The 26,037-nt window shown below is 70.9% G+C and carries 30 protein-coding genes, 1 tRNA gene and 1 pseudogene; 20 read left to right on the forward strand and 12 right to left on the reverse strand.

Features of this window, described 5'->3' with window-relative positions:
• Positions 1-31: 31 nt before the first annotated feature.
• The 3 genes from ACWD5Q_RS12795 to ACWD5Q_RS12805 form a co-directional block, all read right to left on the reverse strand.
• Positions 32-760 (reverse strand): hypothetical protein, encoded by a 729-nt coding sequence (locus ACWD5Q_RS12795; RefSeq protein ID WP_451427006.1) that lies wholly within the window; start codon positions 758-760, stop codon positions 32-34.
• A 214-nt stretch (positions 761-974) separates the two neighbouring features.
• Positions 975-1,388 carry a DNA-binding protein gene (locus ACWD5Q_RS12800; RefSeq protein WP_451427007.1) on the reverse strand — a complete coding sequence of 138 codons (414 nt, stop codon included), beginning with the start codon at positions 1,386-1,388 and terminating at the stop codon, positions 975-977.
• Positions 1,370-1,654: a hypothetical protein gene (locus tag ACWD5Q_RS12805; protein WP_451427008.1), complete on the reverse strand. Its 285-nt coding sequence runs from the start codon at positions 1,652-1,654 to the stop codon at positions 1,370-1,372. Before ACWD5Q_RS12805 ends, ACWD5Q_RS12800 begins: the two co-directional genes overlap by 19 nt.
• Before the next feature lie 421 nt (positions 1,655-2,075).
• Here ACWD5Q_RS12805 and ACWD5Q_RS12810 point away from each other — a divergent pair, with 421 nt between their 5' ends.
• Positions 2,076-2,342 carry a hypothetical protein gene (locus tag ACWD5Q_RS12810; RefSeq protein ID WP_451427009.1) on the forward strand — a complete coding sequence of 89 codons (267 nt, stop codon included), beginning with the start codon at positions 2,076-2,078 and terminating at the stop codon, positions 2,340-2,342.
• Positions 2,343-2,455: 113 nt separating this feature from the next.
• On the opposite strand, the gene ACWD5Q_RS12815 is transcribed toward ACWD5Q_RS12810, so the two are convergent.
• Positions 2,456-2,866: a (2Fe-2S) ferredoxin domain-containing protein gene (locus ACWD5Q_RS12815; RefSeq protein ID WP_451427010.1), complete on the reverse strand. Its 411-nt coding sequence runs from the start codon at positions 2,864-2,866 to the stop codon at positions 2,456-2,458.
• Positions 2,863-4,852 (reverse strand): annotated as a pseudogene (locus tag ACWD5Q_RS12820) (heavy metal translocating P-type ATPase). The gene ACWD5Q_RS12815 and the pseudogene ACWD5Q_RS12820 overlap by 4 nt, the downstream one beginning before the upstream one ends.
• A 97-nt stretch (positions 4,853-4,949) precedes the next feature.
• On the opposite strand from ACWD5Q_RS12820, the gene ACWD5Q_RS12825 reads away from it, so the two are divergent.
• Positions 4,950-5,348, forward strand: coding sequence for an ArsR/SmtB family transcription factor (locus ACWD5Q_RS12825; protein WP_451427011.1), 399 nt, complete (start codon positions 4,950-4,952; stop codon positions 5,346-5,348).
• Positions 5,349-5,354: 6 nt separating this feature from the next.
• Here ACWD5Q_RS12825 and ACWD5Q_RS12830 read toward each other — a convergent pair whose 3' ends face one another.
• Positions 5,355-5,495 (reverse strand): hypothetical protein, encoded by a 141-nt coding sequence (locus tag ACWD5Q_RS12830; protein ID WP_451427012.1) that lies wholly within the window; start codon positions 5,493-5,495, stop codon positions 5,355-5,357.
• Positions 5,496-6,051: 556 nt separating this feature from the next.
• Between ACWD5Q_RS12830 and ACWD5Q_RS12835 the strand changes: the two genes are divergently transcribed.
• Genes ACWD5Q_RS12835 through ACWD5Q_RS12845 form a run of 3 tightly spaced genes read left to right on the forward strand, consistent with a single transcriptional unit; the run spans position 6,052 to position 9,664 of the window.
• Positions 6,052-6,561: a (2Fe-2S)-binding protein gene (locus ACWD5Q_RS12835; RefSeq protein WP_451427013.1), complete on the forward strand. Its 510-nt coding sequence runs from the start codon at positions 6,052-6,054 to the stop codon at positions 6,559-6,561.
• Complete coding sequence (locus ACWD5Q_RS12840; RefSeq protein WP_451427014.1) at positions 6,558-7,547, forward strand: FAD binding domain-containing protein; 990 nt, start codon at positions 6,558-6,560, stop codon at positions 7,545-7,547. The genes ACWD5Q_RS12835 and ACWD5Q_RS12840 overlap by 4 nt, the downstream gene beginning before the upstream one ends.
• Positions 7,544-9,664, forward strand: coding sequence for a xanthine dehydrogenase family protein molybdopterin-binding subunit (locus ACWD5Q_RS12845; RefSeq protein ID WP_451427015.1), 2,121 nt, complete (start codon positions 7,544-7,546; stop codon positions 9,662-9,664). Before ACWD5Q_RS12840 ends, ACWD5Q_RS12845 begins: the two co-directional genes overlap by 4 nt.
• A gap of 90 nt (positions 9,665-9,754) precedes the next feature.
• Here the strand turns inward: ACWD5Q_RS12845 and ACWD5Q_RS12850 are convergent, their stop codons facing one another.
• The 4 genes from ACWD5Q_RS12850 to ACWD5Q_RS12865 all read right to left on the reverse strand — a co-directional run bounded on the left by ACWD5Q_RS12850 (position 9,755) and on the right by ACWD5Q_RS12865 (position 15,261).
• Complete coding sequence (locus tag ACWD5Q_RS12850; RefSeq protein WP_451427016.1) at positions 9,755-10,654, reverse strand: carbohydrate ABC transporter permease; 900 nt, start codon at positions 10,652-10,654, stop codon at positions 9,755-9,757.
• Positions 10,651-11,631: a carbohydrate ABC transporter permease gene (locus tag ACWD5Q_RS12855; RefSeq protein WP_451427017.1), complete on the reverse strand. Its 981-nt coding sequence runs from the start codon at positions 11,629-11,631 to the stop codon at positions 10,651-10,653. The genes ACWD5Q_RS12850 and ACWD5Q_RS12855 overlap by 4 nt, the downstream gene beginning before the upstream one ends.
• The gene (locus tag ACWD5Q_RS12860; protein ID WP_451427018.1) at positions 11,628-12,941 is read right to left on the reverse strand and encodes an ABC transporter substrate-binding protein; all 1,314 of its coding nucleotides are present in this window, start codon (positions 12,939-12,941) and stop codon (positions 11,628-11,630) included. Before ACWD5Q_RS12860 ends, ACWD5Q_RS12855 begins: the two co-directional genes overlap by 4 nt.
• Positions 12,942-13,272: 331 nt before the next feature.
• Positions 13,273-15,261 (reverse strand): copper resistance CopC/CopD family protein, encoded by a 1,989-nt coding sequence (locus ACWD5Q_RS12865; RefSeq protein WP_451427019.1) that lies wholly within the window; start codon positions 15,259-15,261, stop codon positions 13,273-13,275.
• Between the two features lie 252 nt (positions 15,262-15,513).
• Here ACWD5Q_RS12865 and ACWD5Q_RS12870 point away from each other — a divergent pair, with 252 nt between their 5' ends.
• The 6 genes from ACWD5Q_RS12870 (at position 15,514) to ACWD5Q_RS12895 (ending at position 18,957) form a co-directional block, all read left to right on the forward strand.
• Complete coding sequence (locus ACWD5Q_RS12870) at positions 15,514-16,116, forward strand: HhH-GPD-type base excision DNA repair protein (RefSeq protein ID WP_451427020.1); 603 nt, start codon at positions 15,514-15,516, stop codon at positions 16,114-16,116.
• 101 nt (positions 16,117-16,217) lie between these two features.
• Entirely contained in the window at positions 16,218-16,895 is a 678-nt protein-coding gene (locus tag ACWD5Q_RS12875; protein WP_451427021.1) for an HdeD family acid-resistance protein, read from the forward strand.
• Between the two features lie 84 nt (positions 16,896-16,979).
• Entirely contained in the window at positions 16,980-17,330 is a 351-nt protein-coding gene (locus tag ACWD5Q_RS12880) for a hypothetical protein (protein ID WP_451427022.1), read from the forward strand.
• 62 nt (positions 17,331-17,392) lie between these two features.
• Positions 17,393-17,539 (forward strand): hypothetical protein, encoded by a 147-nt coding sequence (locus ACWD5Q_RS12885; RefSeq protein ID WP_451427023.1) that lies wholly within the window; start codon positions 17,393-17,395, stop codon positions 17,537-17,539.
• Positions 17,540-17,881: 342 nt separating this feature from the next.
• Positions 17,882-18,178 carry a type II toxin-antitoxin system VapB family antitoxin gene (locus tag ACWD5Q_RS12890; protein ID WP_004943146.1) on the forward strand — a complete coding sequence of 99 codons (297 nt, stop codon included), beginning with the start codon at positions 17,882-17,884 and terminating at the stop codon, positions 18,176-18,178.
• Between the two features lie 128 nt (positions 18,179-18,306).
• A complete protein-coding gene (locus ACWD5Q_RS12895) occupies positions 18,307-18,957 on the forward strand; it encodes a LytR C-terminal domain-containing protein (protein WP_451427024.1) in 651 nt (216 codons plus the stop codon).
• Positions 18,958-19,045: 88 nt separating this feature from the next.
• On the opposite strand, the gene upp is transcribed toward ACWD5Q_RS12895, so the two are convergent.
• Positions 19,046-19,681 (reverse strand): uracil phosphoribosyltransferase, encoded by a 636-nt coding sequence (upp, locus tag ACWD5Q_RS12900; RefSeq protein ID WP_451427025.1) that lies wholly within the window; start codon positions 19,679-19,681, stop codon positions 19,046-19,048.
• Positions 19,682-19,857: 176 nt separating this feature from the next.
• Between upp and ACWD5Q_RS12905 the strand changes: the two genes are divergently transcribed.
• The 8 genes from ACWD5Q_RS12905 to ACWD5Q_RS12940 all read left to right on the forward strand — a co-directional run bounded on the left by ACWD5Q_RS12905 (position 19,858) and on the right by ACWD5Q_RS12940 (position 24,627).
• Positions 19,858-20,043 carry a hypothetical protein gene (locus ACWD5Q_RS12905; RefSeq protein WP_451427026.1) on the forward strand — a complete coding sequence of 62 codons (186 nt, stop codon included), beginning with the start codon at positions 19,858-19,860 and terminating at the stop codon, positions 20,041-20,043.
• Between the two features lie 290 nt (positions 20,044-20,333).
• Positions 20,334-20,858, forward strand: coding sequence for a tRNA adenosine deaminase-associated protein (locus tag ACWD5Q_RS12910; RefSeq protein WP_451427065.1), 525 nt, complete (start codon positions 20,334-20,336; stop codon positions 20,856-20,858).
• A 65-nt stretch (positions 20,859-20,923) separates the two neighbouring features.
• Positions 20,924-21,352 (forward strand): tRNA adenosine(34) deaminase TadA, encoded by a 429-nt coding sequence (tadA, locus tag ACWD5Q_RS12915; protein ID WP_451427066.1) that lies wholly within the window; start codon positions 20,924-20,926, stop codon positions 21,350-21,352.
• Positions 21,353-21,421: 69 nt separating this feature from the next.
• Positions 21,422-21,506, forward strand: a tRNA-Ser gene (locus ACWD5Q_RS12920).
• A 288-nt stretch (positions 21,507-21,794) separates the two neighbouring features.
• Entirely contained in the window at positions 21,795-21,971 is a 177-nt protein-coding gene (locus tag ACWD5Q_RS12925; protein WP_451427027.1) for a hypothetical protein, read from the forward strand.
• 46 nt (positions 21,972-22,017) lie between these two features.
• Complete coding sequence (locus ACWD5Q_RS12930) at positions 22,018-22,311, forward strand: Dabb family protein (protein ID WP_451427028.1); 294 nt, start codon at positions 22,018-22,020, stop codon at positions 22,309-22,311.
• A 171-nt stretch (positions 22,312-22,482) separates the two neighbouring features.
• Entirely contained in the window at positions 22,483-23,469 is a 987-nt protein-coding gene (locus ACWD5Q_RS12935; RefSeq protein ID WP_451427029.1) for an RNA polymerase sigma factor SigF, read from the forward strand.
• 246 nt (positions 23,470-23,715) lie between these two features.
• Entirely contained in the window at positions 23,716-24,627 is a 912-nt protein-coding gene (locus tag ACWD5Q_RS12940; protein WP_451427030.1) for an RNA polymerase sigma factor SigF, read from the forward strand.
• A 459-nt stretch (positions 24,628-25,086) separates the two neighbouring features.
• Here the strand turns inward: ACWD5Q_RS12940 and ACWD5Q_RS12945 are convergent, their stop codons facing one another.
• Positions 25,087-25,281, reverse strand: a complete 195-nt coding sequence (locus ACWD5Q_RS12945) for a hypothetical protein (RefSeq protein ID WP_451427031.1) — start codon at positions 25,279-25,281, stop codon at positions 25,087-25,089.
• 246 nt (positions 25,282-25,527) lie between these two features.
• Between ACWD5Q_RS12945 and ACWD5Q_RS12950 the strand changes: the two genes are divergently transcribed.
• The gene (locus tag ACWD5Q_RS12950) at positions 25,528-26,031 is read left to right on the forward strand and encodes a MarR family winged helix-turn-helix transcriptional regulator (protein ID WP_451427032.1); all 504 of its coding nucleotides are present in this window, start codon (positions 25,528-25,530) and stop codon (positions 26,029-26,031) included.
• Positions 26,032-26,037 lie beyond the last annotated feature (6 nt).

A 26,037-nucleotide genomic window follows, 5' to 3' on the forward strand; every position in this document is an offset into this window, starting at 1 on the left:
TTTCCCGCTTCATGCCGCTCGCGTCCCGTTCCTACAGATGAACAACGTAGTCGTAGTTGCCCGGACCGCAGGTACGTTCGAGGATCTGGACCACTTCGCGCGGGTTGTCGTAGGGGCCGGAGAGGTAGAACGGCTTGCCGTCCCGGCCGAAGCCGATGACGGGCCGGCCGCCAGGCGGGGCACCCAGGTGCACTGCGGCGTCGGCGAGGCCGCCCGCGGGCTCGAAGCCAAGACCGCGGGCGTAGGCGACCGCATCGTGCACGATCGTCTGCGCCTGCTCCACGCCGATCGGCAGCGGCCGGTGATCGAAGGCCGAGTAGTACATCGGTACGTACGTGGTCAGGGATCCGGACCCCATCACCTCAGGGTCGGTGACGTTCTTGACTCCCAGGCAGTACACGTCCACCAGGAACCCGGTGACGGTCACCCTGCTGGCACGTTCCTGGCGTGCCAGGAGAATCTGGGCGAAGCCGCCCGTGCCCGGGTCCGGCTCCTGGCCGAGAGGGTCGGCCGCCGCCCAGTCCGGGGCTTTGGCCATGTCCAGTCCCGCGCTCCAGCCCGCGTTGACCCAGCAGCCCACCACCGGCCTCTCATCAGGCGCGATATTCGCCAGTGCCGCCTCGGCAACCCGCCTGACCAGCGCGGTGGCCTGGGCCGGTCGCAGCCCCAGCGCCTTCGCGATCTGCTTCGGCGCGCTGCCGCGCTCCCTCATCTCCCGGACTCGGGCCAGCAGTTCCTCGTCGCGTGTTGTCACCGTCACAGTCTGACACCTTCGTGTCGCCCCATTCGCCCCCGACCGTTTCGCGCCGGACGAGGCCGACACTCGGCTGCTGCGCCTCACGGCACCATGAAGGTCCAGCCGTCCGGCCACGCCACCGTTCACTGTCGATTGGTCCACCGATCCCGCTACGTCGCGCTCAGACAAGACGTACGGGCCCACCTCACATCCCCGATGTTCAGGTCTTGGGCCTCGACTACACGGCGACGAGGCGCACTCTGTCGCCGCAGAGCTTCGTCATGTCGTCGATGTCCGAGGTGAGCATGACGACCGGGCGGCGCTGCCGCAGCGCCATCTCGGCCACGGCGGCGTCGATGGCGTATTTGTGACCATGAAGCCCAACATTGATCAGCATGGCCGAAGCGGCCTTTGCCTCCTCGTCGCCGACGTGGATGATCCGCACGCCGGACAGGATCCAGGCGAGCCGCGCCTTCTCGGTCCGACGATGCACCGCTTCGATGATGGTGAGTGCGCTGATGACCACCTCCATGCCCCGCTTGCGGGCTTCGGCAATGAGGGCGACGACGGGCTCATGATCACTGACGAACTTCGACAGGCCCTCACAGTCGAGAACGAGGGTGCCTTCGTGGCTCAGCCTGCGGCGGGCCACTGCCCCTCCTCGGCGAACACCTCGTCGAAGGCCCGGCGTGCCCGCTCCTGCTCTTGCTCGGAGATCGGCCCCCGGCGGCGTTCGTAGTCGGCCAGGTACTCATCCAGGATCTGACCGCGTAGCTCGCGCTCCACCGCTTCGGTGATGAACGCGGAGAACTCACGCTTGCCGACCCGTCGACGGATCGCCTCCGCCGTCCCCTCGGGGAGGGAGAGGCTGACCCTGGTGGCTGGCCCTTCGCCGACGCTGTAAGAAATCTCGTTCATGGCCTGACATTATCAAATGAGTAGGAATCTAGCCCGGGTGCAGCATCCGCCGAACGACGCAGCCCTCTCCGCACCCAGCAGCACCGTTCGGATGGGCGGAGGTGGCGACAGCCACCACGCCGTCCTGCACGGTCGGGACACTAGTCACCGGCGGCGACCGGACATCGCGTGGCCGTACAACCACAGGCCGCTCTCATGAATCTCACACCTCATACGACTTCCTGACGGACAGTCATGCGCTGAGAAGGGGACACTGCGCGCAGTCTCGCAAGATCCCGTCTGGCCGCCGCGACCGCGGTGGGGGTCGCGTTGACCGGCGCTGACATCAGGCCTCCACCGTCACCACTACCGAGCTCGACAACAGGCCCGACGACGCCGCGGCGAGGACACCGGCCCGCTCACCGTCGTCAACCCCGACGCCGTGGCCAACCTCGGATACCTGGAGTGGTCCTGCTCGGACGAGACGGTCTGTGCGAGCATCACCGAGTACCACGCGGACCGCTGGAACGCGATCACCGGGACCTACGAGCGGGTCAGGTCCGTCGTGGGCGTCCCCGGCCCCCTCTACAAGGCCTCCGTGAGGCTGACGCGCGGCGAGACGACGTACTTCCGGATCACCGGCGTCCTCGCCGACGGCACAACGGCCGCCGTGACGCACTCGTCGACGGCCTTGGGCGACAGCCTGTGAGCCACTTTCAAGGCCGCCTTCACCGGACCGTCGGATCCGGACACTGCGCCAGGGGACGGTGAACGGCCTGGTGAGAGTCAACAGCGGGGGGCTCGACGGCGCCCCGGCTGTGCTCAGTCCTCGATCTGGCCGCGGACGCGGCGGGAGGGGCTGTAGGCGTAGAGGCCGAGGATGGCAGGCGGGTCGGCCATTCCCGGTCCGCCGTCCCTGACCCAGGCGGTGATGTCAGCGGTCGCGTCGGGGTCGTTGACCAGGCCGAGCCAGACTGGGCGTCCGCCCGCCCGGCGGCCGACGGCGGAGGGCTGGATGACGATCACGTTGGCCTGTTCGCAGGCGTCCAGGCAGGAGGAGGGCCGTACGTTCGCCACGCCGGACAACGAAGTGCGCAACTCCGCGAGTTGGGCGGTGTGGTCCAGGCTCGGGATCTTGGGTGTGCCGCAGCAGCAGCCCCGGCAGACGGTCACCGTGCAGCGGTCTTCCGCACCCGCGCCGGATGCGGAGGACCGTCGGGTGCGGCGGGTCACCGGCCGCCCTCCGCGCGGGCCCTGGTCCAGGCTGCCTCGCGCAGCAGCCGCAGGCCGTTGAGGCCGACGATGACGGTCGAGCCCTCATGGCCCAGGACACCGAGCGGCAGCGGCAGGGTGCCGACGAGGTCCCAGACGACCAGGCCGGAGATGAACACGGCGGCGATGACCAGGTTCTGCACCACCAGGCGGCGGGCCCGGCGGGAGAGGGCCACCACGGCGGGCACGGTGGCCAGTTCGTCGCGGACGACGACCGCGTCGGCGGTCTCCAGAGCCAGGTCGGAGCCGGCCCGGCCCATCGCGAGGCCGGTGTGGGCGGCGGCCAGGGCAGGCGCGTCGTTGACCCCGTCGCCGACCACGAGCACCTTGCGGCCGGCCCGCTCCTGCTCCCGGACCGCTGTCACCTTGTCCTGGGGCAGCAGCCCGGCGTGGACGTCGGTGATGCCGACCTCGGCGGCCAGGCGGGCGGCGGCGCGCGGGTTGTCGCCGGTCACCAGCATCGGCGCGGTACCGGTGAGCGCGGTGAGGGAGGCCACGGTGGCGGCGGCGTCCGGCCGTAGCCGGTCGGCGATGCCCAGCACCCCGGTCGGGACGCCGTCGGCCAGCACCAGCACCGCGGTACGTCCTCCGTCTTCCAGCCCCGAGGCCACGGCCGTGGCGCGAGCGGCCTGCGGGCCCTCGGCGTCGGCCAGCAACCGAGCGGGGGCGCCGACCGCGACCTTGCGGCCGTCGACGGCCGCGGTCACTCCGACGCCGGGGGTGGACCTGAAGTCCTCCGCGGCGGGCAGGGTGAGACCGCGGGTGCGGGCGGCGTCCACGACGGCGCGGGCCAGCGGGTGCTCGCTGGGGTGCTCGGCCGTCGCGGCGAGCACCAGCAGATCGTCTTCGGTGAGACCGGACCCGGTCAGCGGGCGGATGTCGGTCACGCGCGGGGTGCCCTCGGTGAGGGTGCCGGTCTTGTCCAGGGCGACCGCGTCGACCTGGCCGAGGCGCTCCATCACGACGGTGGACTTCACCAGTACGCCGTGCCGCCCGGCGTTCGCGATCGCCGTCAGCAGCGGCGGCATGGTCGCCAGCACCACCGCGCACGGTGAGGCGACGATCATGAAGGTCATGGCCCGCAGCAGCGACCCGGTCAGCGCGGCGCCGAACGCGAGCGGCACGGCGAACACGGCGAGCGTCGCCGCCACCATGCCGAGCGAGTACCGCTGTTCGACCTTCTCGATGAACAGCTGGGTCGGCGCCTTGGTCTCGGAGGCTTCCTCGACCATCCGCACGATGCGAGCGATCACCGAGTCGGAGGCGTCCCGCTCGACCCTCACGCGCAGGGCGCCGGTGGCGTTGAGGGTGCCGGCGAAGACCTCGTCGCCCGGCTCCTTCGCGACGGGAAGCGGCTCGCCCGTGATGGTGGCCTGGTCGACCTCGCTCGCCCCGTCCAGGACACGGCCGTCGGCGCCGACCCGCTCGCCGGGCCGTACGAGGATGGTGTCGCCGACCGCCAACTCCTCGACGGGAACGGCCTCTTCGGAACCATCCGACGTCAGCCGGGCGGCCATGGCCGGAGCCAGGTCGAGCAGGCCGCGCACCGAGTCGGCGGTGCGCGCGGTGGCCAGCGCCTCCAGCGCACCGGAGGTCGCGAAGATGACGATCAGCAGAGCGCCGTCCATCACCTGACCAACGGCCGCCGCGCCCAGCGCGGCCACGATCATCAGCAGATCGACGTCGAGGGTCTTCTCCCGGAGGGCCTGGAGCCCGGCGAGCGCGGGCTCCCAGCCGCCGGCGGCGTAGGCGAGCGCGTACAAGCGAACCCCAGACCCAGGCGGGCCCGCCGGTCAGCTGTAGCGGCAGGGCGAGCAGGAACAGCACCGTGGCCGCGCCGGCCCAGCGGGCCTCGGGCAGCGCGAACACCCGGGTCCGCCGCCGTGGGGCGGCCTCGGGGCGCGCGGTCGCGGCAGGCGCGGGCCGCTCGGTCAGGGTGGAGAGCATGGCGAAAGAACCCTTCGGCAGGGCAGGAGGCACTTACCCGTCCACGATACAGGTACATATGAATAGATTTTCAAGTATCACTTGTATGATGGCTCCCATGGGCCATGGAGCTGCTCCCGCGAAGAACGCCGTGCCGCGCACCCGCCTGGACGCGGACAGCGCCGCGCGGGTGGCGACCACCCTCCAGGCCCTCGCCACCCCGTCACGGCTGCTGATCCTCTCCCGCCTCAGGGAGGGCCCGTGCGCGGCCACAGAACTCGCCACCGAAGTCGGCATGGAGCAGTCGGCCTGCTCCCACCAGCTGCGGCTGCTGCGCAACCTCGGCCTGGTCGTCGGCCGACGCCAGGGCCGTTCGGTGATCTACGCGCTCTACGACAACCACGTCGCCGAACTCCTCGACCAGGCCGTCTACCACATCGAGCACCTGCGCCTCTGCCTGAGCGACACATCCGACGCGGATGCGGCCGACGAGGTCGCGCTCGACGTCACGCACTGACGCCGGTCACAGCCAGCGCTTCTCGGTGAAGACCAGGTAGACGAGGGTGACGAGGACCGCAGTGGCACCGAGCATCAGCCGGTAGCCCCGACCCCCGAGCTGCGTCGCCTCGGGCACAGCGAGGGCCTCGATGCCGGCCGACGGCATCAAGGCCCTCCGGTCGTCAGCTCAGACAGGAAGCAGCAGACCAGCCGCGGAACCTTCTGCGACCGCCGCGGCCGCCATCAGAACGGCCTCAAGTGACTTTCGCATTGTGCTCATGGTGCTCTCCCTCCGAGTAGCGCGGGCAGTTGCGTTACCTGACGTAGTGCTTCCTAGGACCAGTGCAACGAACCTCAGTGCCAACGCGGCCGAAGCGAGTACGAGGAAGGGCGCAAGGGGAATCGAACCCCAAACTCCTGCCCCTAGTCTCAACTGACGATGCGCCAAGCATACGGGGATCGCTCCGCCGTAAGTGCCCCCTGTGCTCCCGTGCTCCAGCCGCCGGCCCACAGTCCTGCCGAGGACGGCCGTAGCTGCGGCGTCCCGTGCTCGCCGTGATCGCCGTATGGCCGGCACCCCCGTCGGTACCCCCGCCGGCAGAGCCAGGGAAGGGACACAGAGGGACAAATAGCAACATTTCGTTTCACGGGAGAGGCTCTCGGGAAGGCTGGATCATGCAGTGTTCGCCGTAATCCCGAGATCGAGTGCGGGGGTGTGTCCCGTGGACAGGGAGATCACGCTGCGGGTGGACGGGCAGGAGCACCAGGTCGTCGTCGACACCCGCACCAGCCTGCTGGACGCCCTGCGTGAACGTCTCCGGATCACCAGCCCGAAGAAGGGGTGTGACCACGGGCAGTGCGGCGCCTGCACGGTTCTGCTCGACGGGCGGCGCGCGCTCGGCTGCCTGGCGCTGGCGGTGGCGTACGAGGACACGGAGATCGTCACGGCCGCCGGACTGGCCGGAGGTGACGGACTGCACCCCCTGCAGCGTGCCTTCATCGACCACGACGCGTTCCAGTGCGGGTACTGCACACCGGGCCAGATCGTCTCGGCGGCCGGGATGCTGGCGGAGGCGGAGGCGGGCTGGCCGAGCGCGGTGAGCGCCGACCCTGACGCGGACGAGGTCGTCCTGGACGACGCGGAGATCGCCGAGCGGATGAGCGGCAACCTGTGCCGCTGCGGCGCCTACGCCCACATCCGCCCGGCCATCGCGGAGGTGGCCCGCCGATGAAACCGTTTCGCTACCAGCGCGCCGAGGACGTGCCGGAGGCGGTCACGCTGCTCGCCCGGGCACCGCACGGGGCGTTCCTCGCCGGCGGTACGAACCTCGTCGACCTGATGAAGCTGGGCGTGGCCACACCGGACCTGCTCGTCGACGTCCGGCGACTGGCCTGCGACCGGATCGAGGAACTCCCCGACGGCACCCTGCGGATCGGCGCCACGGTGACCAACAGCGACCTGGCCGCCGACCGCAGGATCCGGCGGCGCGCTCCCGTGCTCTCCCAGGCGGTGCTGTCGGGTGCCTCCGGGCAGTTGCGCAACCTCGCCACCACCGGCGGGAACCTGCTTCAGCGCACCCGCTGCGCGTACTTCCAGGACCTCACCACCCCGTGCAACAAGCGCGAACCGGGGACGGGCTGCCCGGCGCGGGAGGGACACCACCGGGAACTCGCGATCCTCGGCTGGTCACCGGCGTGCGTCGCGACCCACCCGTCGGACATGGCCGTCGCACTGGCCGCCCTCGACGCGGTCGTCCGCACCCGCGGGCCGGACGGGGAGCGGGCCATCCCGCTGACCGAGCTGCACCGGCTGCCCGGCGACGAGCCCGAGCGCGACACCGTGCTGCGCCACGGCGAGCTGATCACGGCTGTGGACGTGCCGCCGCTCCCGGAGGCGGCCAGGTCCGGCTACCGCAAGGTGCGCGACCGCGCCTCGTACGCGTTCGCGCTGGTCTCGGTGGCCGCCGTGCTGGAGGTCGCCGACGGCACCGTACGCGAGGTGCGGATCGCGCTGGGCGGTGTGGCGCACAAGCCGTGGCGGGCCGGCGCGGCCGAGCAGGCGCTGCGGGGCGCGCCCGCGACCGCCGAGCGCTTCCGCGCCGCCGCCGAGGCCGAACTCGCCGCTGCCCGGCCGCTGGCGGGCAACGCGTTCAAGGTGCCGCTCGCGCGCAACACCCTCGTCGCGACCCTGCTCGCCCTGGCAGGCGGGCCACGATGAGTGTCATCGCCCGCGCCGTCGGCGCACCGCTCGACCGCCTGGACGGACCGGACAAGGTCAGGGGCGCGGCCCCCTACGCCTTCGAGCAGCCGGTCGACCGGCCCGCCTACCTGTACGCGGTGCAGGCCACGATCGCCGCCGGACGCGTCACCGGCCTCGACACGGCCGCGGCGAACGCCGAGCCGGGCGTGCTGGCCGTGCTCACCCCTCACAACGCGCCCCGGCTGGCCCTGGCCGAGGACCCCGAACTGGCGGTGCTGCAAACCGACGAGATCGCCTACCGCGGCCAGCTCGTGGGCGGGGTGATCGCCGAGACGTCCGAGGTCGCCCGCCACGCCGCGCAGCTCGTCCGCCTGGACTACGAGGAGCGGGCCTTCGACGTCGAGCTGCGGCCGGACCGCGACGATCTCTACAAGCCGCTGAACGCGGCCTTCTTCGGGAAGGGCGGCGGGGAGCTGTTGGACGGCTCGCCGGCCGACAGTTCCCTGGGCGATGCCGCTGCCGCTCTGGCCTCGGCGGAGGTCAGGCTGGACGCGGCGTACAGCACGCCGATGGTCCACCACAACCCGATGGAGCCGCACACCGCCGTGGCCGTCTGGACCGACGACGGGCTCACGCTCTACTGCTCCACCCAGGGCGTGACCATGAGCCGGGATCTGATGGCGGCCGTGCTGGGGCTCGACCCGCGGCGGGTCCGCGTGATCTCCCCCCATGTCGGGGGCGCGTTCGGATCGAAGGTCTACCCCCACACGTATGCCGTTCTCGCCGCGATGGCCGCTCGGGTCGTGAACCGGCCCGTCAAGTTCACGCTCACCCGACAGCAGATGTTCTCCCTGGTCGGCTACCGTCCCGCCACCCTTCAGCGCGTCCAGCTCGGCGCCGACGCGGATGGGCGGCTCACCGCCGTCGCCCACGACGTGATCCAGCAGACCGCCAAGGCCAAGGGATACGCCGAGCAGGTCGCGGTGTGCACCCGGTCGATGTATGCCGCGCCCCACCGGCGCACCACCCACCGGGTGGCGCCCCTGGACCTGCCGGTGCCGACGATCATGCGGGCACCGGGAGACGCCCAGGGCATGTTCGCGCTGGAGTCGGCCATGGACGAGATGGCCGCCGCCTGCGGCCTGGACCCCGTCCAGTTCCGGATCCGCAACGAGCCCGGCGTCCACCCCGAGTCCGGCCTGCCGTACTCCAGCCGCCATCTGGCGGAGTGCCTGCGCGAGGGCGCCCGCCGGATCGGGTGGGAGCGGCGCAACCCCGTCCCCCGGGCGCGGCGCGACGGAAGCTGGCTGGTCGGGACCGGGGTGGCCGCCTCGGCCTTTCCCTCGCCCCGCTTCCCGGGCAACGCCACGACGATCCGGGTCGGTCCCGACGGGCGCTGCACGGTGCTGATCGCCGCCGCCGACATCGGCACCGGCACCTGGACGGCGCTCACCCAGATCGCGGCGGACGCGCTGGGCGTCACCGTCGAGGACGTGGAGCTGCGGATCGGGGACACCGCGCTGCCCCACGCCTCGGTCGCCGGCAACTCGTCCGGGATCAACAGCTGGGGCACGTCCATCGTCGAGACGGCCCGCCGGCTGCACGAGGTCCTGGAGTCCGAGCACGGCGGCTTCGTGCCGCGAGAAGGGCTGGAGGTCACCGCCGACATGCCCGACAACCCGGACGCCGCGCGCTACGCGATGCACAGCTTCGGAGCCCAGTTCGCCGAGGTCCGGGTGCACGCGGACACCGGCGAGGTGCGGGTGCCGCGCCTGCTCGGGGTGTTCGACCTGGGCCGGGTGATCAATCCCAAGACCGCCCGCTCGCAGTTGATCGGGGGTATGACCATGGGCCTGTCGATGGCGCTGCACGAGCACAGCGTGGTCGACCCGCGGTTCGGGCATGTGGTCAACCACGACTTCGCCGGGTACCACATCGCCTCCGACGCCGATGTCGGCGCGGTCGAGGCGTACTGGGTGGAGGCGGCGGACCCGTACACCAACCCGATGGGCTCCAAGGGCGCCGGCGAGATCGGCATCGTCGGCACCGCCGCGGCCATCGCCAACGCCGTGCACCACGCCACCGGCATCCGCGTCCGGGACCTGCCGATCACCCTGGACAAGCTCCTGCACTAGGCCGTCGCCGGAGAGCCACGGAGCCACGGAGCCACGGGGTGCCGGAGCCCGGGCCGGGCCCCCGCACCACCGCCGTCTCCCCCGCGTGGGTCAGCCCTTGTTGGAGCCCAGGGTCAGGCCGCTCACGAACTGGCGTTGCAGCGCGAAGTACACGATCAGGGTCGGGATCGCGGTGAGCAGGGCGCCGGCGGCGACCAGGTTGGGGTCCGTGAAGTACTGGCCGGAGAGGTTGTTCAGGGCCGAGGTGATCGGCATCTTCTCGCCGGTCGAGATCAGGACGAGGGCCCAGAAGAAGTCGTTGTAGATCCAGATGGACAGCAGGGTCGCCAGGGCCGCCATCGCCGGTTTGCACAGTGGCAGCGTGATCTGCCAGTACAGCCGCCACACCGAGGCGCCGTCGACGAGCGCGGCCTCGGTCAGCTCGTGCGGCAGCGAGCGCATGTAGTTGCTCAGCACGAAGGCGCAGAAACCGGACTGGAACGCCACATGGATGAGGACCAGGCCGAGCGCGGAGTCGTACAGCTTGCCGCTCTCCGTGATGCCCGGCAGGTCGGTGAGCAGGTACAGCCGGTACAGCGGGGTGATGATGACCTGTTGCGGCAGCAGGTTGCCCGCCGTGAAGACGAGCAGCAGCGCGAGGTTGAGGCGGAAGTCGAAGCGGCTGACGTAGAAGGCGACCATCGACGACAGGAACAGCGTCAGCAGCACGGCCGGCACCGCGATCAGCAGGGTGTTGCCGAAGTAGTGCAGCATGCCCGACTGTTCGAACGCGTTGGTGAAGTTGTCCAGGCTCAGCTTGTCGGGCCAGGACACATACCCCTTGGCGCTGGTCTCGCTGTACGGGCGCAGGGCCGAGAAGACCGCCCACAGCAGCGGGGCGAGCCACGCCAGGGCCGTACCGGCGAGGAAGACGTGCAGCAGGACGCGGGCGGGGCGGACGGGCGCGCGCTTCTTCGTCGGCGCGCCGGTCGCGAGGGCGGAGGCGCTCACGCTCGCCGCTCCTTCCGGAAGGTGGCCACCAGATACGGGATGATCACGACCAGCGAGATCACCAGCAGGACGACGGCGATCGCCGACCCGTAACCGATGCGGCTGGACTCACCGATGATGTTGTTGGTCACGAGGATCGACAGCAGCTCGGTGCCCTGGGCGCCCTTGTTGAAGACGAAGACCAGGTCGAAGGCGCGCAGGGCCTCGATGATGGTGACGACCAGCACGACTGTGTTGGTCGGGCGCAGCGTCGGGAAGATGACGCTCTTGAACGTCTGCCACTCGTTGGCTCCGTCCAGGGCCGAGGCCTCGCGCAGCGACGGGTCCACGCCCTTCAGACCGGCCAGGTACAGGATCATCATGTAGCCGGTGTGCCGCCAGGACGCGGCGATGAGGACAGCCCACAGGTTGAGATTCGGGTTGCCGATCCAGTCGATGTAGTGGCCGGGCTTGTTTGCGCCGATGATGCTGTTGATCAGGCCCGTGTCCGGGTTGTAGACGAGCTGCCAGACGAAACCGATGCACGCCATCGAGATGACGACCGGCAGGAAGAACGCGGTCTGGTAGACCCTGCTGAACCGGATCTTCTTGTCCAGCTGCACGGCCAGGAACAGGCCGAACGGCGTCGGGATCAGGATCAGCACCACGAACCAGACGACGTTGTGCTCGACGGCCGGCCAGAACTGCGGGTTGTCGGTGAAGAGTTGCTTGAAGTTCTCCAGGCCCACCCACTTGATCGAGTCGAACCCGATGCCGTCCCAGGTGGTGAAGGCGAGGGCGATGGAGGCGAGAGCGGTGACCCAGACGAGGGCCACGTGCAGGACCGTGGGCACGCCCGCCATCAGGGCGAGCGTGAACCGGTCACGACGGGTGAGCAGGCGACGGTGCCCCCGCCGAGCCGCCTTGGTGTCCGATGACGCGCCCAAAGGCGGCTCGGCGGCCGCCTCCGGGGTCTTCGTGGTCGTGTCGTTGCTCATGCGGATGCGAAGATCGTCTTCTTCTGGCGCTCGATCGAGGACAGCAGGGTGTCGATGCCCTTGGGGTCCTGGATGAACTTCTGCAGTGAGGGCTGCATCACGGTGGCGGTGAAGTCCGGCCGGCTGTCGCGGTCCATGAACTGGGTGAGGCTCTTGGCGCCGCTGATCATCGTGAACGCCTTCTTCTGCAGCGGGGAGTACGAGGAGGTGTCGGCCTTGGTGGAGGCGGCCACCACGCTCGGGTCGGCCTTGAGGTAGAGCTCCTCGGCCTCCGGGGAGCCCAGGTACTCCAGCAGCTTCACGACACCCGCGTGGTTCTTCGGGGCCTTGCTGACCATGAAGCCGTCGGTCGGGGCCTCGACGGTCTCCTGGCCGTACGCGGAGTTGATCTCCGGGAAGGGGAAGAAGTCGAGGTCGTCCAGGTCGGCCTTGTTGGTGAACTGCTGCGCCACAAAGCTGCCCAGGAGGTACATGCCGGCCTTCTTCGCCACCAGCGTCTGCGCGGCGTCCTGCCAGGTGCGGCCCATGGCACCGTCCTGGTGGTACGGGAGGAGCTCGGTCCAGTGGTCGAAGACGGCCTTGACCTTGGCGTCGGTCCAGGACGCCTTGCCCGCCATGAGCTGGACGTGGAAGTCGTAGCCGTTGAGGCGGAAGTTGATCTGGTCGAAGGTGCCCATCGCCGGCCACGCGTCCTTGTCGCCGAAGGCGATCGGGACCAGTCCGTCCTTCTTCATCTGCTTGCACAGGGCCATCAACTGGTCCCAGGTGGTGGGGACCTGGTAGCCGTGCTGCTGGAAGACGCTCTTGCGGTAGAAGACCGCCCAGGGGTACGAGGTCATCGGCAGGAAGTAGTACTTGCCGTCCTCGCCCTTGCTGAGCTTCTTCATCGCCTCGGGGAAGTTGCCCCCGATCTTCTGCCACACGTCGTCGATCGGCGAGGCGAGCTTCTTGGCGGCGAAGAACTGCATGCGGTAGCCGGCGAACCAGTTGAACACGTCGTCCGGCGTGCCCTGGAGGTAGGAGTTGATCTGCTCCTGGAAGGTGTTGTGGTCCTTCGTGTTCACGTCGACCGTGATGCCGGACTGCTTCTTGAAGGCCGCGTAGACATCTTCGAAGGCCTTCTTCGGCACGGCGTCCGACGCGTTGGAGCCGACGGTGACGGTCTTCGGGTCGGAGGACGTACCGCTGCCGCCGCAGGCGCTGAGCAGGGGTATGCCGGCTCCGGCGAGGACAGCGGCACCACCGATACCACGCAGCAGGGAGCGGCGGTTCGGGCTCGGGAGGGAGGGACCGGACGGAGTGTGGTGCATGACGGCTCCTGGGGGCAGGGTCGGTCGTGGCCGGCTCTGTGAGCGGGTCAGAATCAATCAGAAACCAACTTGACCGAACATTGTGGGCGTCATCCCACTCGCATGTCCGGGCATGCGTCAAGAGTCCCCCCGAGCCGTTTTGGAAACGTAATCGTCACGACCTTGATCACGTCCACTGACAACCTGGCAGCGGAGAAACGGTATTGGAGCAGCGCCACCCCTGTGTCCGACGGGACGTCACCCGTGGTCAGGGGCACAGTCGGGGCCCGGGACCGCACGGTTCCGCGCGTCGTCCACCGCTGACGGAACATCATGTTCCGCTCCGCTCGCGCTAACCGATCGTCACCGTCTTGGACACGGTGACCTGGTCGATGTCGGTCGTGCGGATGGTCGCCTTCATGGTCCAGGCGCCCCGCAGCGGGAGGTTCAGCGCGTCCGCGGCCCAGTAGCCGCCCCGGTCGGTGAGCCCCGCGTCCAGGGGGCCGAGGTGACGCGCCGTGAACGTGAAGGTCAGGCGCAGCTCCGGAACGGTGGCGATCCCGCCGTCCGGACCGTAGACGACCGCCTGGACGGCGTTCTCGCCCGCCCGGCCCGGCGTCAGCTCGATCTGCACCTTGCCGTGCCCGCCGGGCGTGCCCACGTCGAAGGGGAGCACCGTGGCGGAGCCGAGGGGCTGTTCGGCCGAGGCCGCCGCCTCCGCCGCCGCCCGGCCCGGCTGTGTGCCGGTGAGCAGTGTCGTGAGCACCAGCACCACGATCCCGACCGTGATCTCCGCCAGCACCGAGCGGCGCAGGGCACGCCGCAGCGGAGCCGGGTCCGGGTCTGTGCGCACGCCGTCCGGGTGCACGCCGTCCTGGTCCCGGTCCCGGCCCGTGCGCACGCCGTCCGCGCCCCCGTCCGCCCTTGCGGCGTCGTCGTCCCCGTCCCGGTCCGCCGTCACGGCCACGGCTACGGCGTCGCCGTCCGCGGGTACGGTGCCCGGTCGCCGGTCGCGGCCCGTGCCCGGCGTGCCGTCACCGTCCTCGTGCGGCGCCGCCGACCGGGCCGGTCCCCTCCCGGCCGCCACCGGTTCCCGCGCCCGCTCCGGCGCCGGCACCACGGCCGCGGGCACCGCGAGCCGTGCCGTCCAGCGGCGCGAGTACGCCGCCGCCGTCAGCAGGCACACCACCGCGACCAGTTTGGCGGTCAGCAGCCTGCCGTACACCGTGGAGGTGAGCGCGTCGAGGGAGCCGAGGCCGCGCCAGGACTGGTAGACGCCGGTGGCGACCAGGACGGCGACCGCGGTGAAGGCCAGCCGGGAGAATCGGGCGACCGCGCGGGCCGGGAGTTCCCCGGGCGCCCGGTACAGCGCCGTGAGCAGGGCCGTGAGACCGCCCAGCCACACCGCCATCGCCAGCAGATGCAGCACCGCCGAGGTCATCGCCACCGGCACCTGGATCCCGGCGGCGGCGTGCTCGGACACCGCCCAGGTGAGGGGCAGGGCGACCGACAGCACGCTCACGATCGCGCACCGGAGCCGGCCGCGCGGCGCCCCCTCCGCCCGGCCGGCGACCACCGCCGCCGACGCCAGCAGGACCAGCCGCGCGAGCAGCGCGAGGCCGGGGCGGCTTGTCACCGTGTCCCACAGGACCGCGGGGTCGAAGGCCGCCGCCGGCCCGCTGCCCCGCTCGTACGGGCCCCGGAGCAACAGCAGCGCGCAGGTGGCGCCCAGCAGCGTCCACCAGCCGCCCGCCATCAGGCCGCGGGCCCCGCCCACCCCGGTCACCCTCGCGAACACGGTGCTGCCGAGCAGCAGGGCCAGTCCGCCGTAGGCGAGGTAGCGGGCGATGTCGTAGAGCGCGGCCGAGGCGACGTCCTGGGCCTCGTCGCCGGGCACGACGGCCGTCGTCACGGAAGGCTCGCCGACGGAGAACGTGAGGGCGCCGTTCACCGGGTGGCTGTCGGCCGACACCACCCGCCACGCCACGATGTAGGTGCCGTCGGGAAGGTGCGGGAGCGTGACCCGCGCGGTGTCGGCCCGGCCGTCCGCGTGCTCCGGCCTGCCCGTGTGCACCCGGCGGTTGCCGGGGTCGAGGACGCGGAGGGAGTTGTCCAGCAGGCCGACCGCCTCGCTGAAGGTGAGGGTCACCGCCTTCGGGGCCGTCTTCAGCACACTGCCGTCCGCCGGATCGGTGCCCTTCAGCGCGGCGTGCGCGGACGCGGAACCGGTTCCCGTAAGGAGGATCAGGGGGACGACGACCAGCAGGAAGGCCAGGTGCCGAAGGCCCCCGCCGCGCCCGCCCGTCCCCGGACTCCTCCCGCTCACGTGTGCTGCGCCCACGTCATGTCTCCCGCGTGTCTTACGTATCCGCCGTTCCCGGGTCCCGGTTAGTACGGACGCCGCGTGCGCTGTGCTCAGCGTCGGGGCAACGCCGCCCGCCCGTACGAGGGTGACGCCGCCAGCCATCATGCCGGTGACGCGCCGCCAGCCGCCGTACGGCCGCGTCGCGCACCGCCGCGTACGCCGCCGCGCCCGTGCTGCCGGCGTCCGACGAAGGGTGCGGACGAGGCCCGGCGGGGCGATCATGGGGACATGGACGTCACGCTGCACCTCGCCCAGGACCCCGACGCCGACGCGCTCCTCGGGCGCAGTGCGCTCGCCGCGCTGACCGGGATGCTGCTGGACCAGCAGGTCCCGATGGAGTGGGCGTTCAAGGGGCCGTGGACCATCGCGCAGCGGCTCGGCGCCGACGACCTGGACGCGCACGAGATCGCGGCGTACGACCCGGAGGCGTTCGCCGCGCTGCTGTCCGAGAAGCCCGCGGTGCACCGCTACCCGGGATCGATGGCGGGGCGCATCCAGCAGGTGTGCCGTTATCTCGTCGAGCACTACGACGGCGATGCCGAGGCCCTCTGGAGGGGCGTCGAGAGCGGACCGGAGCTGCTGAAGCGGCTCCAGGGGCTGCCCGGGTTCGGCAAGCAGAAGGCGCAGATCTTCCTCGCCCTGCTCGGCAAGCAGTTGGGTGTCCGGCCTCCGGGGTGGCGCGAGGCCGCGGGGTCGTACGGCGCGGTCGAGTCCTTCCGTTCGGTCGCCGACATCACCGGTCCCGACTCGCTGGCGAAGGTCCGGGCGCACAAGCAGGAACTGAAGGCGGCGGCGAAGACGGCGAAGACGGCCAGGTCGGCACGCGCCTAGGGGCCGGGCCGGGCCGGGCACACGGCCGCCGCTCGGCCCGGTTGTCAGTCGATCGGACCGCCCGGGTGGCGAGGCCCTGCGGGCCGGTCCAAGCATGGAACATGACCGACGCACCGAGCGGTTCCCCGTGGGGATCCGAGTACGACGACCGCCACGTCCACGCCACCCACGACCCGCACGCGCCGAGACCGGCGTCGGACGGCCTGGAGCCACCCGTCGAGGGGCTCCTGCACCTGCTCTCCCGCACCGCCTGGCAGGTCGTCCTGACCACCGGTGTCGCGTCGCTGATCCTCGGGATCCTGATCCTGGTCTGGCCGGGCCCGTCCCTGCTCGTCGCCGGGATCCTCTTCGGGATCTACCTCATCGTCAGCGGCGTGCTCCAGGTGGCGTCCGCCTTCGGCACGCACCGGGCCACCTCGCTGCGGGTCCTCGCGTTCCTCAGCGGCGCCCTGTCGATCGTGCTGGGGCTGTTCTGCTTCCGGGGCCCCCTGGAGTCGATCCTGCTGCTCGCGCTGTGGATCGGCATCGGCTGGCTGTTCCGCGGGATCTCCCAGACCGTGGCGGCCGCTCACGACCCGGCGGTGCCCGCGCGCGGCTGGCAGATCGCCCTCGGGGTCGTCACCTTCGCCGCCGGGGTCGTGCTGATCGTCTCGCCGTTCAAGTCGATCCCCGTCCTCGCACTGGTCACCGGCTGGTGGCTGATCGTGGTCGGCGTCGTCGAACTGATCACGGCGTTGCGGATCCGCGGCCGTGCCGAGCGGATCCCGCGCACCGTGTGATCACGTCAACCACGTACCGCGCACATCACTCAAGCGAGCGATTCTGGCGGCCGATGCGATGAACGACGCCGTGTCGACGGGCACATGACCCCTGTGAGCACCACCCCGCACCTCCCTCGTACCGCTCGTCGGTATGCCTGGCTGCGGGTGCTCCTGGTGCTCATCGCGCTGCTCGCGACCGGTGCGCACGCCGAGGCCGTGACGGACGAAACCGACGAGGTGTCCGCGGCCCAGGCCTGCGACGCGGAGCACGAGGTGCTCGTCGCGGTCCTGCGGCCGGTGACCCCCCAGGGACCCCGCGCCCCCGCACCGCCGCGGCCGGCGCCACGGGGGACCAGCGGACCCACCGCACCACAGGGCCCCGCCCCGGCACCCGCGCGAGAACCGCTCTCCCCCGTCCTGTGCGCCCTGCGCACCGTCGTCCTGCGCTGCTGACCGGTCCGGCCTCCGCACCGTCATCCGCCGTCATCCGCCGTCAGCAACGCGAGGACGAAGTCATGCCCGGAGATCCGTACGCGGCCCTGCTCGCCCTGCTGCGCGCCGAGGCCGTCCGCAGCACCAAGCAGCGACCGAAACCCGAACCCGAACCCGACACCGGGGAGGAGCCCGCGCCGCCCGTCCCACGGGAGGGTGACCACGAGTAGCACACAGCGGCCGCCCGCACCGGGCGGCCGCCCACCGCAGCCCGTATCCGTGACTCGCCGGCCCCAAGACTCCTCGACCGCCACGTCGGTGATCCTGATCCCCCTGTCCCCGTTCACCCGGGGTGAGATGCGCGAACCCCTGCATGGCGCGCCGGTTCGGAGAGGAGAACCGGCCGGACAACGTTGTCCGCGGCCCTCGGGCGTGGCGGCCCCGGGCGCCGGCCGACCGTCACTCATCTCCACACATCCATTCCGTTTTGCATCCTTTTACCGCATCTTTCCCAGCACCGCACTCCGTCGCCATGGCTGCGCCCGGAACGTCGGGCCCGGTAGGCTTTCCGTGTGATCTTCAAGCGCATCGGAAACGGCCGGCCCTACCCCGACCACGGCCGGGAGAGCACCCGGCAGTGGGCGGACGTCGCGCCGCGCCCGGTCCGCCTCGATCAGCTCGTGACGACCAAGCAGCAACTCGACCTGGAGACCCTCCTCGCCGAGGACTCGACGTTCTACGGCGACCTCTTCGCGCATGTCGTGAAGTGGCAGGGCGACCTGTACCTGGAGGACGGCCTCCACCGCGCGGTGCGCGCGGCGCTGCAGCAGCGTCAGGTCCTGCACGCGAGAGTGCTCGAACTCGACTGATCCCGGGGCGTCCGTCCGCCTCCCGTCCCCAGGGGTTCGTCCGCCCCGATGACCCGTTCGGGTTGGACTGAGGGGCGCCCAATGATCATCTAGTAGGCATTGCCGCCCGGGCGCACTACGCTGCGCCCATGAGCATGCTGACTCCCCCCGGCATGGGTGGCCAGTACCGGATCACGGGGGGCAAGTACCCGAGGATGCGCCGGCCCCGACGCCGCGGCAGGCTCGTGGCCGCCGTCGTCGCGTCGGTGGCCGCCGTCGGACTGATCGGCTGGGGAACCCTGCAGCTCATCGACATCTTCACCGGCGGCAGGACGCTCGCCGTCGGCGCCAAGGCGGGCTGCGCGGCCAAGGCGAGCCCGTCGCCTGCGGCCACCGCCGGGGCCCTGCCCGAGCCCGGCCGCATCACCGTCAACGTCCTCAACGCCACGGCCCGCGGCGGCCTCGCCAAGGAGACCGCGGACGAGCTGAAGAAGCGCGGCTTCCACATCGGCACCGTGGGCAACGCGACCCAGGACTACGACAAGAAGGTCAAGGGCACCGGAGTCCTGCTCGGCGCCAAGAGCGCCCTCGACACCGCCCTGCCGGTCGTCGGCACCCAGCTCGCCGACGCCGAACGGCGCACCGACGCCCGCGCGGGAGGGTCCGTCGACCTCATCCTGGGCGACGGGTTCAAGGCCCTGACGGACAAGCCGGCCGCGGACAAGGCCCTGGCGGCGCTGACCGCCCCGGCCGCGTCATCGTCGCCGTCACCGGGCAAGGACGGCAAGAAGAGCTGCTGAGCCGCAGGCTGCGGGGCCGGCCCCGGACACCCGGCGGAACGTGCCCACCCGGCTGCCGCCGACGAACCCCTGCGGGCCCGGCGGGGTGCTACTCCGCCGCCCCGTACAGCCGGTCCCCCGCGTCGCCGAGTCCCGGCACGATGTAGCCCAGCTCGTTGAGGTGGTCGTCGACGGCGGCCGTGACCACCGTGACCGGCGTACCCGCCAGTTCGCGCTCCATCACCTCGACGCCCTCCGGGGCGGCGAGCAGCACCACGGCCGTCACATCGCGCGCCCCGCGCCTGATCAGCTCCCGGATCGCCGCCACCAGGGTGCCGCCGGTCGCGAGCATCGGGTCCAGGACGTACACCTGGCGCCCCGACAGATCCTCCGGCATGCGCGTCGCGTACGTGGAGGCCTCGAGCGTCTCCTCGTTGCGGATCATGCCCAGGAAGCCCACCTCGGCGGTCGGCAGCAGCCGGACCATGCCGTCGAGCATGCCGAGACCGGCCCGCAGGATCGGCACGACCAGCGGGCGGGGGCGGGACAGCTTGACGCCGGTGGTGGCGGCGACCGGGGTCTCGATGTCGATCTGCTCGGTGCGCACGTCCCGCGTGGCCTCGTAGGCGAGCAGGGTGACGAGCTCGTCGGCCAGCCGACGGAAGGTCGCGGAGTCGGTGCGGCGGTCGCGCAACGTGGTGAGCTTGTGGGCGACCAGGGGGTGGTCGACGACGTGGAGACGCATGCCCCTAACAGTAACCGGGCTTCTCCCGGCCCCCGCGCGGCGTACGGCCACGGCCCCGCCGCCCGGCCCCGGCTCGTCCGCGGAGCGCTCCCGCCCGCCGTCCCACCCTGGTATCGAAGGCATCGAACCCCCCATCAGGGGGAAAGTGGGAAGAACGGAACTGGGGTGGTGAGCCAATGCCCGACCGGGAATCCCCCGAGGAGCCCGAAGCGCAGGAGCCGGACGCCGAGCGCAGACGGCGCCGGGCCCTGTTCCTGCGCGAACTCGCGGAGGCCCGGGAGCTGCGCGACCGCGTCCAGCCCCGCCGCGCCAAGGCCGCGCGCCTACGTCACGCCCTGCGTATGCGTACCTTCCGCTGGTAGCGACGCGGCCGCCTTGGGGGTGGCCGTGCGGTCACACCGCCCCGGGCCGCGTACGATCCGCTGGTGGCGGCAATGAGTGCGCTGGCGAGTGGTCCGCTTCGGCCGGGGTGTTCGATCGGAGCATCCGCGATCGAAACGGCCAGACACAGGGGGTCGAAGACATCCCCTGAACGCCTTGTTTCTGCCACGATTCCGAGTGGGTGGGGCTCGGAGAGAACACTCCCCGCCCACAACAACCTCCGCCGGGGGGAACCCCAACCGGCACGCCTATGACCAGTGGGAGAGTCACGGTGTACTTCGCCGCACTGCTCGCGCGCACCGAAGACGGGTGGGAAGCGAGCGACACAGAGCTCGACGATGTGGAGACCCTGTCGGATCTGACCGACCTGGCCCGCGACGCCTCGGTCGACGAGGACACGGTGCTCGTACTCATCGAGCAGGAGGACGCGTGGTTCGGCGTCGTCCGCGTGGACGGCGAGGAGGACCCTCGTATCTACGTCTCGGACGCCTCCGCCGCCGCCCGTAGCTCGTACGGCGAGATCCTGCTCACCGACGAACTGCTCGGAAGGGAGCCCGGCGACGACGCCGACCTGGACTCCCTCGACCTCGACGGCACGGAGGACGGTGAGCCCGAGGACGACGAGGACGGAGCGGGCTCGGACACCGCCGTGCCGCACGGCCCCGTGGGCGACAGCGAGATCCTCGACGACCTCGGCGTCGGCGAGAAGGAGCTGCGCATCCTGGACGCCGAGGACGCGCTCAGTTCGATCGCCGAGGCCCTGGGTGCCTCGGAGGTCCTGGAGACCGTCCGCTAGGAGCCCGGGTGACCGAGGACGGGACGCCGGCCCCCGATCCGGTGCGCGACCGGTGGCGGGCCGCGATGCGGCTCGCCCTGGACGAGGCCGGCCAGGCCGTCCGCAGTGGTGACGTGCCCGTTGGTGCCGTCGTGCTGTCCGCGGACGGCTCGGTACTCGCCGCCGGTCACAACGAACGCGAGGCGACGGGCGATCCGACGGCCCATGCGGAGATCCTCGCGCTCCGCCGGGCCGCGCGCGCGCTCGGCGAGTGGCGGCTGTCCGGCTGCACGCTCGTCGTCACACTGGAGCCCTGCACGATGTGCGCGGGCGCGCTGCAGCAGTCCCGGGTGGACCGGCTGGTCTACGGCGCCCGCGACGACAAGGCCGGCGCGGCCGGGTCGCTGTGGGACCTGGTGCGCGACCGGCGCCTCAACCACCGACCCGAGGTCATCGACGGCGTGCTCGCCGACCGGTGCGCACAACTTCTGACGGACTTCTTCCGGGCCCGCTGAGGTCCCGGCCCGGGCGATACCCGGAAACGGATTTCAGACCACGGCCCGCTGTGGGGTAGGGTCTCCCTCGGTAGCGTGTCCGAGCGGCCGAAGGAGCTCGCCTCGAAAGCGAGTGTGGCGCAAGTCACCGAGGGTTCAAATCCCTCCGCTACCGCAGATACACGAGGGGCCCGGTCCGTTTGGACCGGGCCCCTCGTGCTGCTCCGTCTCGTTTTCCGTCTCCGTCGGGGCGTGGGACGGCGCCATCCTGTTGGCCCCGTCCACCCGTACGGGGCCCTTCGTGCGTCCGGAAGCCGGGGGGCGCGGACGGGGAGCACGCGGGAGAAGTCCGGGTGAGGACCTGATGCAATTCGTGATCTTTTGCGGGTGCCGAACACCCGGCCGGGATACACTCACCGGCGGCGAACGGGCCCGCGAGGCGCAGCAGACGGGGGAGGCCGCGGTGGCGGTACAGGGAAAGAAGATCGCGCTGTACGCGCTCGTGGTCTTCGTGCTCTACGTGGTCATCACCGACCCCGCCAAGGCCGCCGACTATGTCCAGATAGGGTTCGAGGGCATCTCCAGTGCCGCCAAGGCCATCGGCCACTTCATGTCCTGGATCGCCGCCGGAGCCAAGTGAGGCTCCGGCCGGCCGGGCGGCCACCGTCACACCCCTGGGAGCGCCCGTGATCCGCCATCTGGTCCTCTTCAAGCTCAACGAGGGCGTCCGGCGCGACGAGCCGCGCGTCGTGGAGGGGGTGCGCGCCTTCGAGGCCCTCGGCGACCAGATCGACGAGCTGCGCTTCTGGGAGTGTGCCTGGAACATCACCGACCGGCCCATCGCCTACGACTTCGCGATCAACTCGGCGCTCGACGACACGGACGCGCTGCGGCGCTACCTGGAGCACCCGGCACACCAGGCGGGCGTCGCGCTGTGGCGCGAGTTCGCCACATGGGTGATCGCCGACTACGAAATCTGAGCGACACCCCCCGCGGAGCCCTCCACCGGAACGGTGGGGGGCTCTCCTGTGTCGTATGCCCCAACTCTCCCTCAACACGGCGTTATGCGGTGCTTGCACACAGTGTCCATTTCTTGTGATGCTATGACCGCTTTTGACGGTGCGTTGACGGATGAAGAGGTGGCGTTGACCGTGTCGGCCAGTACTGCGCCGCCTCAGGACGAGGCTCCGAGCCCGAGTCCTGGCCCGCACCGGACACCCGCCACGGCTCCCGCACGGTCCCAGGAATCCGACTCCGCCCCTTCCGCCGCCCAGCCACCCGACAGCACCCCCTCCCCGCCCCAGCCACCCGACAGCGACCCTTCCGCTCCCCCGGACCCCGAGGACGCCGCCTCGGCGACCACCCCCCAAAAGCGCCGCGGCGCCGACACCCGCGCCCTCACCCAGGTGCTCTTCGCCCAGCTCAAGGACTTGGAGCCGGGCACGCCGGAGCACCACCGCGTACGCGGGGCGCTCATCGAGGCGAACCTCCCTCTCGTGCGCTACGCCGCCGCCCGCTTCCGCTCCCGCAACGAGCCCATGGAGGACGTCGTCCAGGTCGGCACCATCGGCCTGATCAACGCCATCGACCGCTTCGATCCCGACCGGGGCGTGCAGTTCCCGACCTTCGCGATGCCGACCGTCGTCGGTGAGATCAAGCGCTACTTCCGCGACAACGTCCGCACGGTCCACGTCCCGCGCCGGCTGCACGAGCTGTGGGTGCAGGTCAACAGCGCCACCGAGGACCTCACCACGACGCACGGGCGCTCCCCGACCACCGCCGAGATCGCCGAGCGGCTGCGCATCTCCGAGGAGGAGGTGGCGGCCTGTATCGAGGCGGGGCGCTCGTACCACGCCACCTCGCTGGAAGCCGCCCAGGAGGGCGACGGACTGCCGGGCCTCCTCGACCGGCTCGGCTACGAGGACCCGGCGCTCGACGGGGTCGAGCACCGCGACCTCGTACGGCATCTGCTCGTCCAGTTGCCGGAGCGCGAGCAGCGGATCCTGCTGCTGCGCTACTACAGCAATCTGACCCAGTCGCAGATCAGTGCCGAACTGGGTGTCTCGCAGATGCATGTGTCAAGACTCCTCGCCAGGAGCTTCGCACGGCTGAGATCCGCAAACAGGATCGACGCCTAACTCACGCGCGCGAATCACCGGGAAGGGTTCTTCCCGGCAGTTCTTTGCCAAAAGACCATCAGAACCCCTCCTACCAGGGCGTTTTCACCTCCCACATGTCGACATGTCGCTACAGCGTGTTGCCGACATGTGACATTCTTCCGGGAGCGCGTTTGCCGCAGCCTCGTGCCCGGTATTCAGGTGGAGGCTGCGTTCCTTACGACGGGAGCGTCCGCCGCGACCGTCTCGCGACCCAAAGGGGGTGGCATGTCCGCAGACCAGGGCAGCTCGAAGGTGCTCACGCTCATGCAGAGCGACTCCGCGCCCGACGTGCTCCAGGACCTTCAGGCCCCTCAGGACCTCCCGGGTGCCGAGATCCTCCCGGCTCCTCAGGCACCGGACCTTCCGTCCACGGAGGCCATCGACACCCGCACCCTGTCCCGCTCCCTCTTCCTGCGGCTCGCCACCCTCGACGACAACAGCCCGGAACGCGCCTACGTCCGGGACACCCTCATCGAGCTGAACCTGCCCCTCGTGCGCTACGCGGCCGCCCGCTTCCGCAGCCGCAACGAGCCGATGGAGGACATCGTCCAGGTCGGCACGATCGGGCTGATCAAGGCGATCGACCGGTTCGACTGCGAACGGGGCGTGGAGTTCCCGACGTTCGCGATGCCGACGGTCGTCGGCGAGATCAAGCGGTTCTTCCGGGACACCTCGTGGTCGGTGCGGGTGCCGCGCCGCCTCCAGGAGCTGCGCCTGGCCCTCACCAAGGCCAGCGACGAGCTGGCGCAGAAGCTGGACCGCTCGCCGACGGTCACCGAACTCGCCTCCGTGCTCGGGGTGTCGGAGGAGGACGTGGTCGACGGCCTCGCCGTCGGCAACGCGTACACGGCGTCGTCGCTGGACTCGCCGGCCCCCGAGGACGACGGCGGCGAGGGCTCGCTCGCGGACCGTCTCGGCTACGAGGACACGGCGCTGGAGGGCGTGGAGTACCGCGAGTCCCTCAAGCCGCTGCTGGCCAAACTCCCGCCCCGTGAGCGGCGGATCATCATGCTGCGCTTCTTCGCGAACATGACGCAGTCGCAGATCGGCGAGGAGGTCGGCATCTCGCAGATGCACGTCTCCCGGCTGCTCACGCGCACGCTGGCGCAGCTGCGGGAAGGCCTGATCTCGGACTAGGCACGACGCCGAGAGGTCGGCGCAGGGCGGCGCTCGTCGCGAGACGCCGCTTCGTGCGAGCCGGCCGTGAGGAGCGTCGAGGTGCCGTGACGGGTGCCTCGGCGGCTCGTGCGGGTTCGCTGCCGTCCCTCGTCGTCCGGTGCTGCCGTCGTGCGCCGAGCCGGCTCTTGCGCATCCGGTTCCGAGTGGCGCCCGCACCTCCAACGCCCGGCTCGCGCCGATCGGTTCGAGAACAGGCCGCACCGGGCAGGCGCGCCGGTCCACGGCGTTCTCGACGACCGGGCGTCACCGAGTACGGCCGTATGAGCGCGGGTTCGCCTTCGGGCGACGGCAAACACCCGGCAGATGACGCCCGTTGGGCGCGTCGCGAAGCCCGCGCGAGCACGCGGGCAGACGACGGCGGAGACAAAGCGGTGGGAGGAGGCGGCCGGCCCCTTCCGGAGTCCGGCTGCCGAGCGGTTACTTCAGTGCGAGCCAGGCGACCGCGGCGACGATCACCACGGCGGCGACGACACCGATGATCAGGCCGATGCGCGGCCCTGCCGGAGCGGACGCCTGCTGCCTGCCCTGCGGCTCCTCGTCGACGAACGCGCGGAACATCTGCGTGCTGCCGGCGGGGTCGTGGTGGCCCTGGGGGCCCGGGGTGTTAGCCATGGCCCGAGACCCTAGCGAATCCGCGGGTGCCGCCCAAGTGGGGGGATCCGCTCTCCCGCCCGGTTCCGCCGGAACAGCCCGGTCCGCACCCCGGCGAACCTCCGGCCGCCCCGCCTCCCACCTCATCGTTCACATGCGCCAATATTTGCCTTTGCCAAGTTTTTGCTCCTGACGTCACTGATTCATTTGCCTGCAGCAACCAATCTCCCTAAAGTTGCTCCAGGCAACGAATTGACGGGAGGTGCCATGGCCGAGCGACCCCAGTACGAAGAGCTGGCGCGTCAGCTCAGCGCCATCGGTGCCGTGAAGAGGGACATGGGGCGGATCCTGCCGCCCGACTGCCCGGGCGGCTCCGCCGCCGTGCTGACACTGCTCGGCCGTCAAGGCGACATGCGCATGAGCAAGCTCGCGGAGCTGCTTGCCGTGGACATGTCGGTCACCAGCCGCCATGTCGCACACGTCGCGGAGCGCGGCTGGATCGAGCGCTCCCCCGACCCCGCGGACAAACGCTCCCGCATCCTGCGCCTGACGGAACCCGGCCGGGCCCAGCTCGACGAGCTGTCCCGGCGCAGCACCGAACTGCTGGCCGAGCGGCTCGCCGACTGGTCGGACGACGACATCGGCCTGCTCACCCAGCTGATGACACGGCTGCGGGAGAGCTTCGGCGACTGCCGCTCCGCACCCCGGCTCGCGCACTCCGCCCCCGCGGCGGAATCCGTTGCCGACCGGACCACCCGTACACCCGCATGAGGAACG

Source organism: Streptomyces sp. NPDC002513 (genome assembly GCF_053595355.1).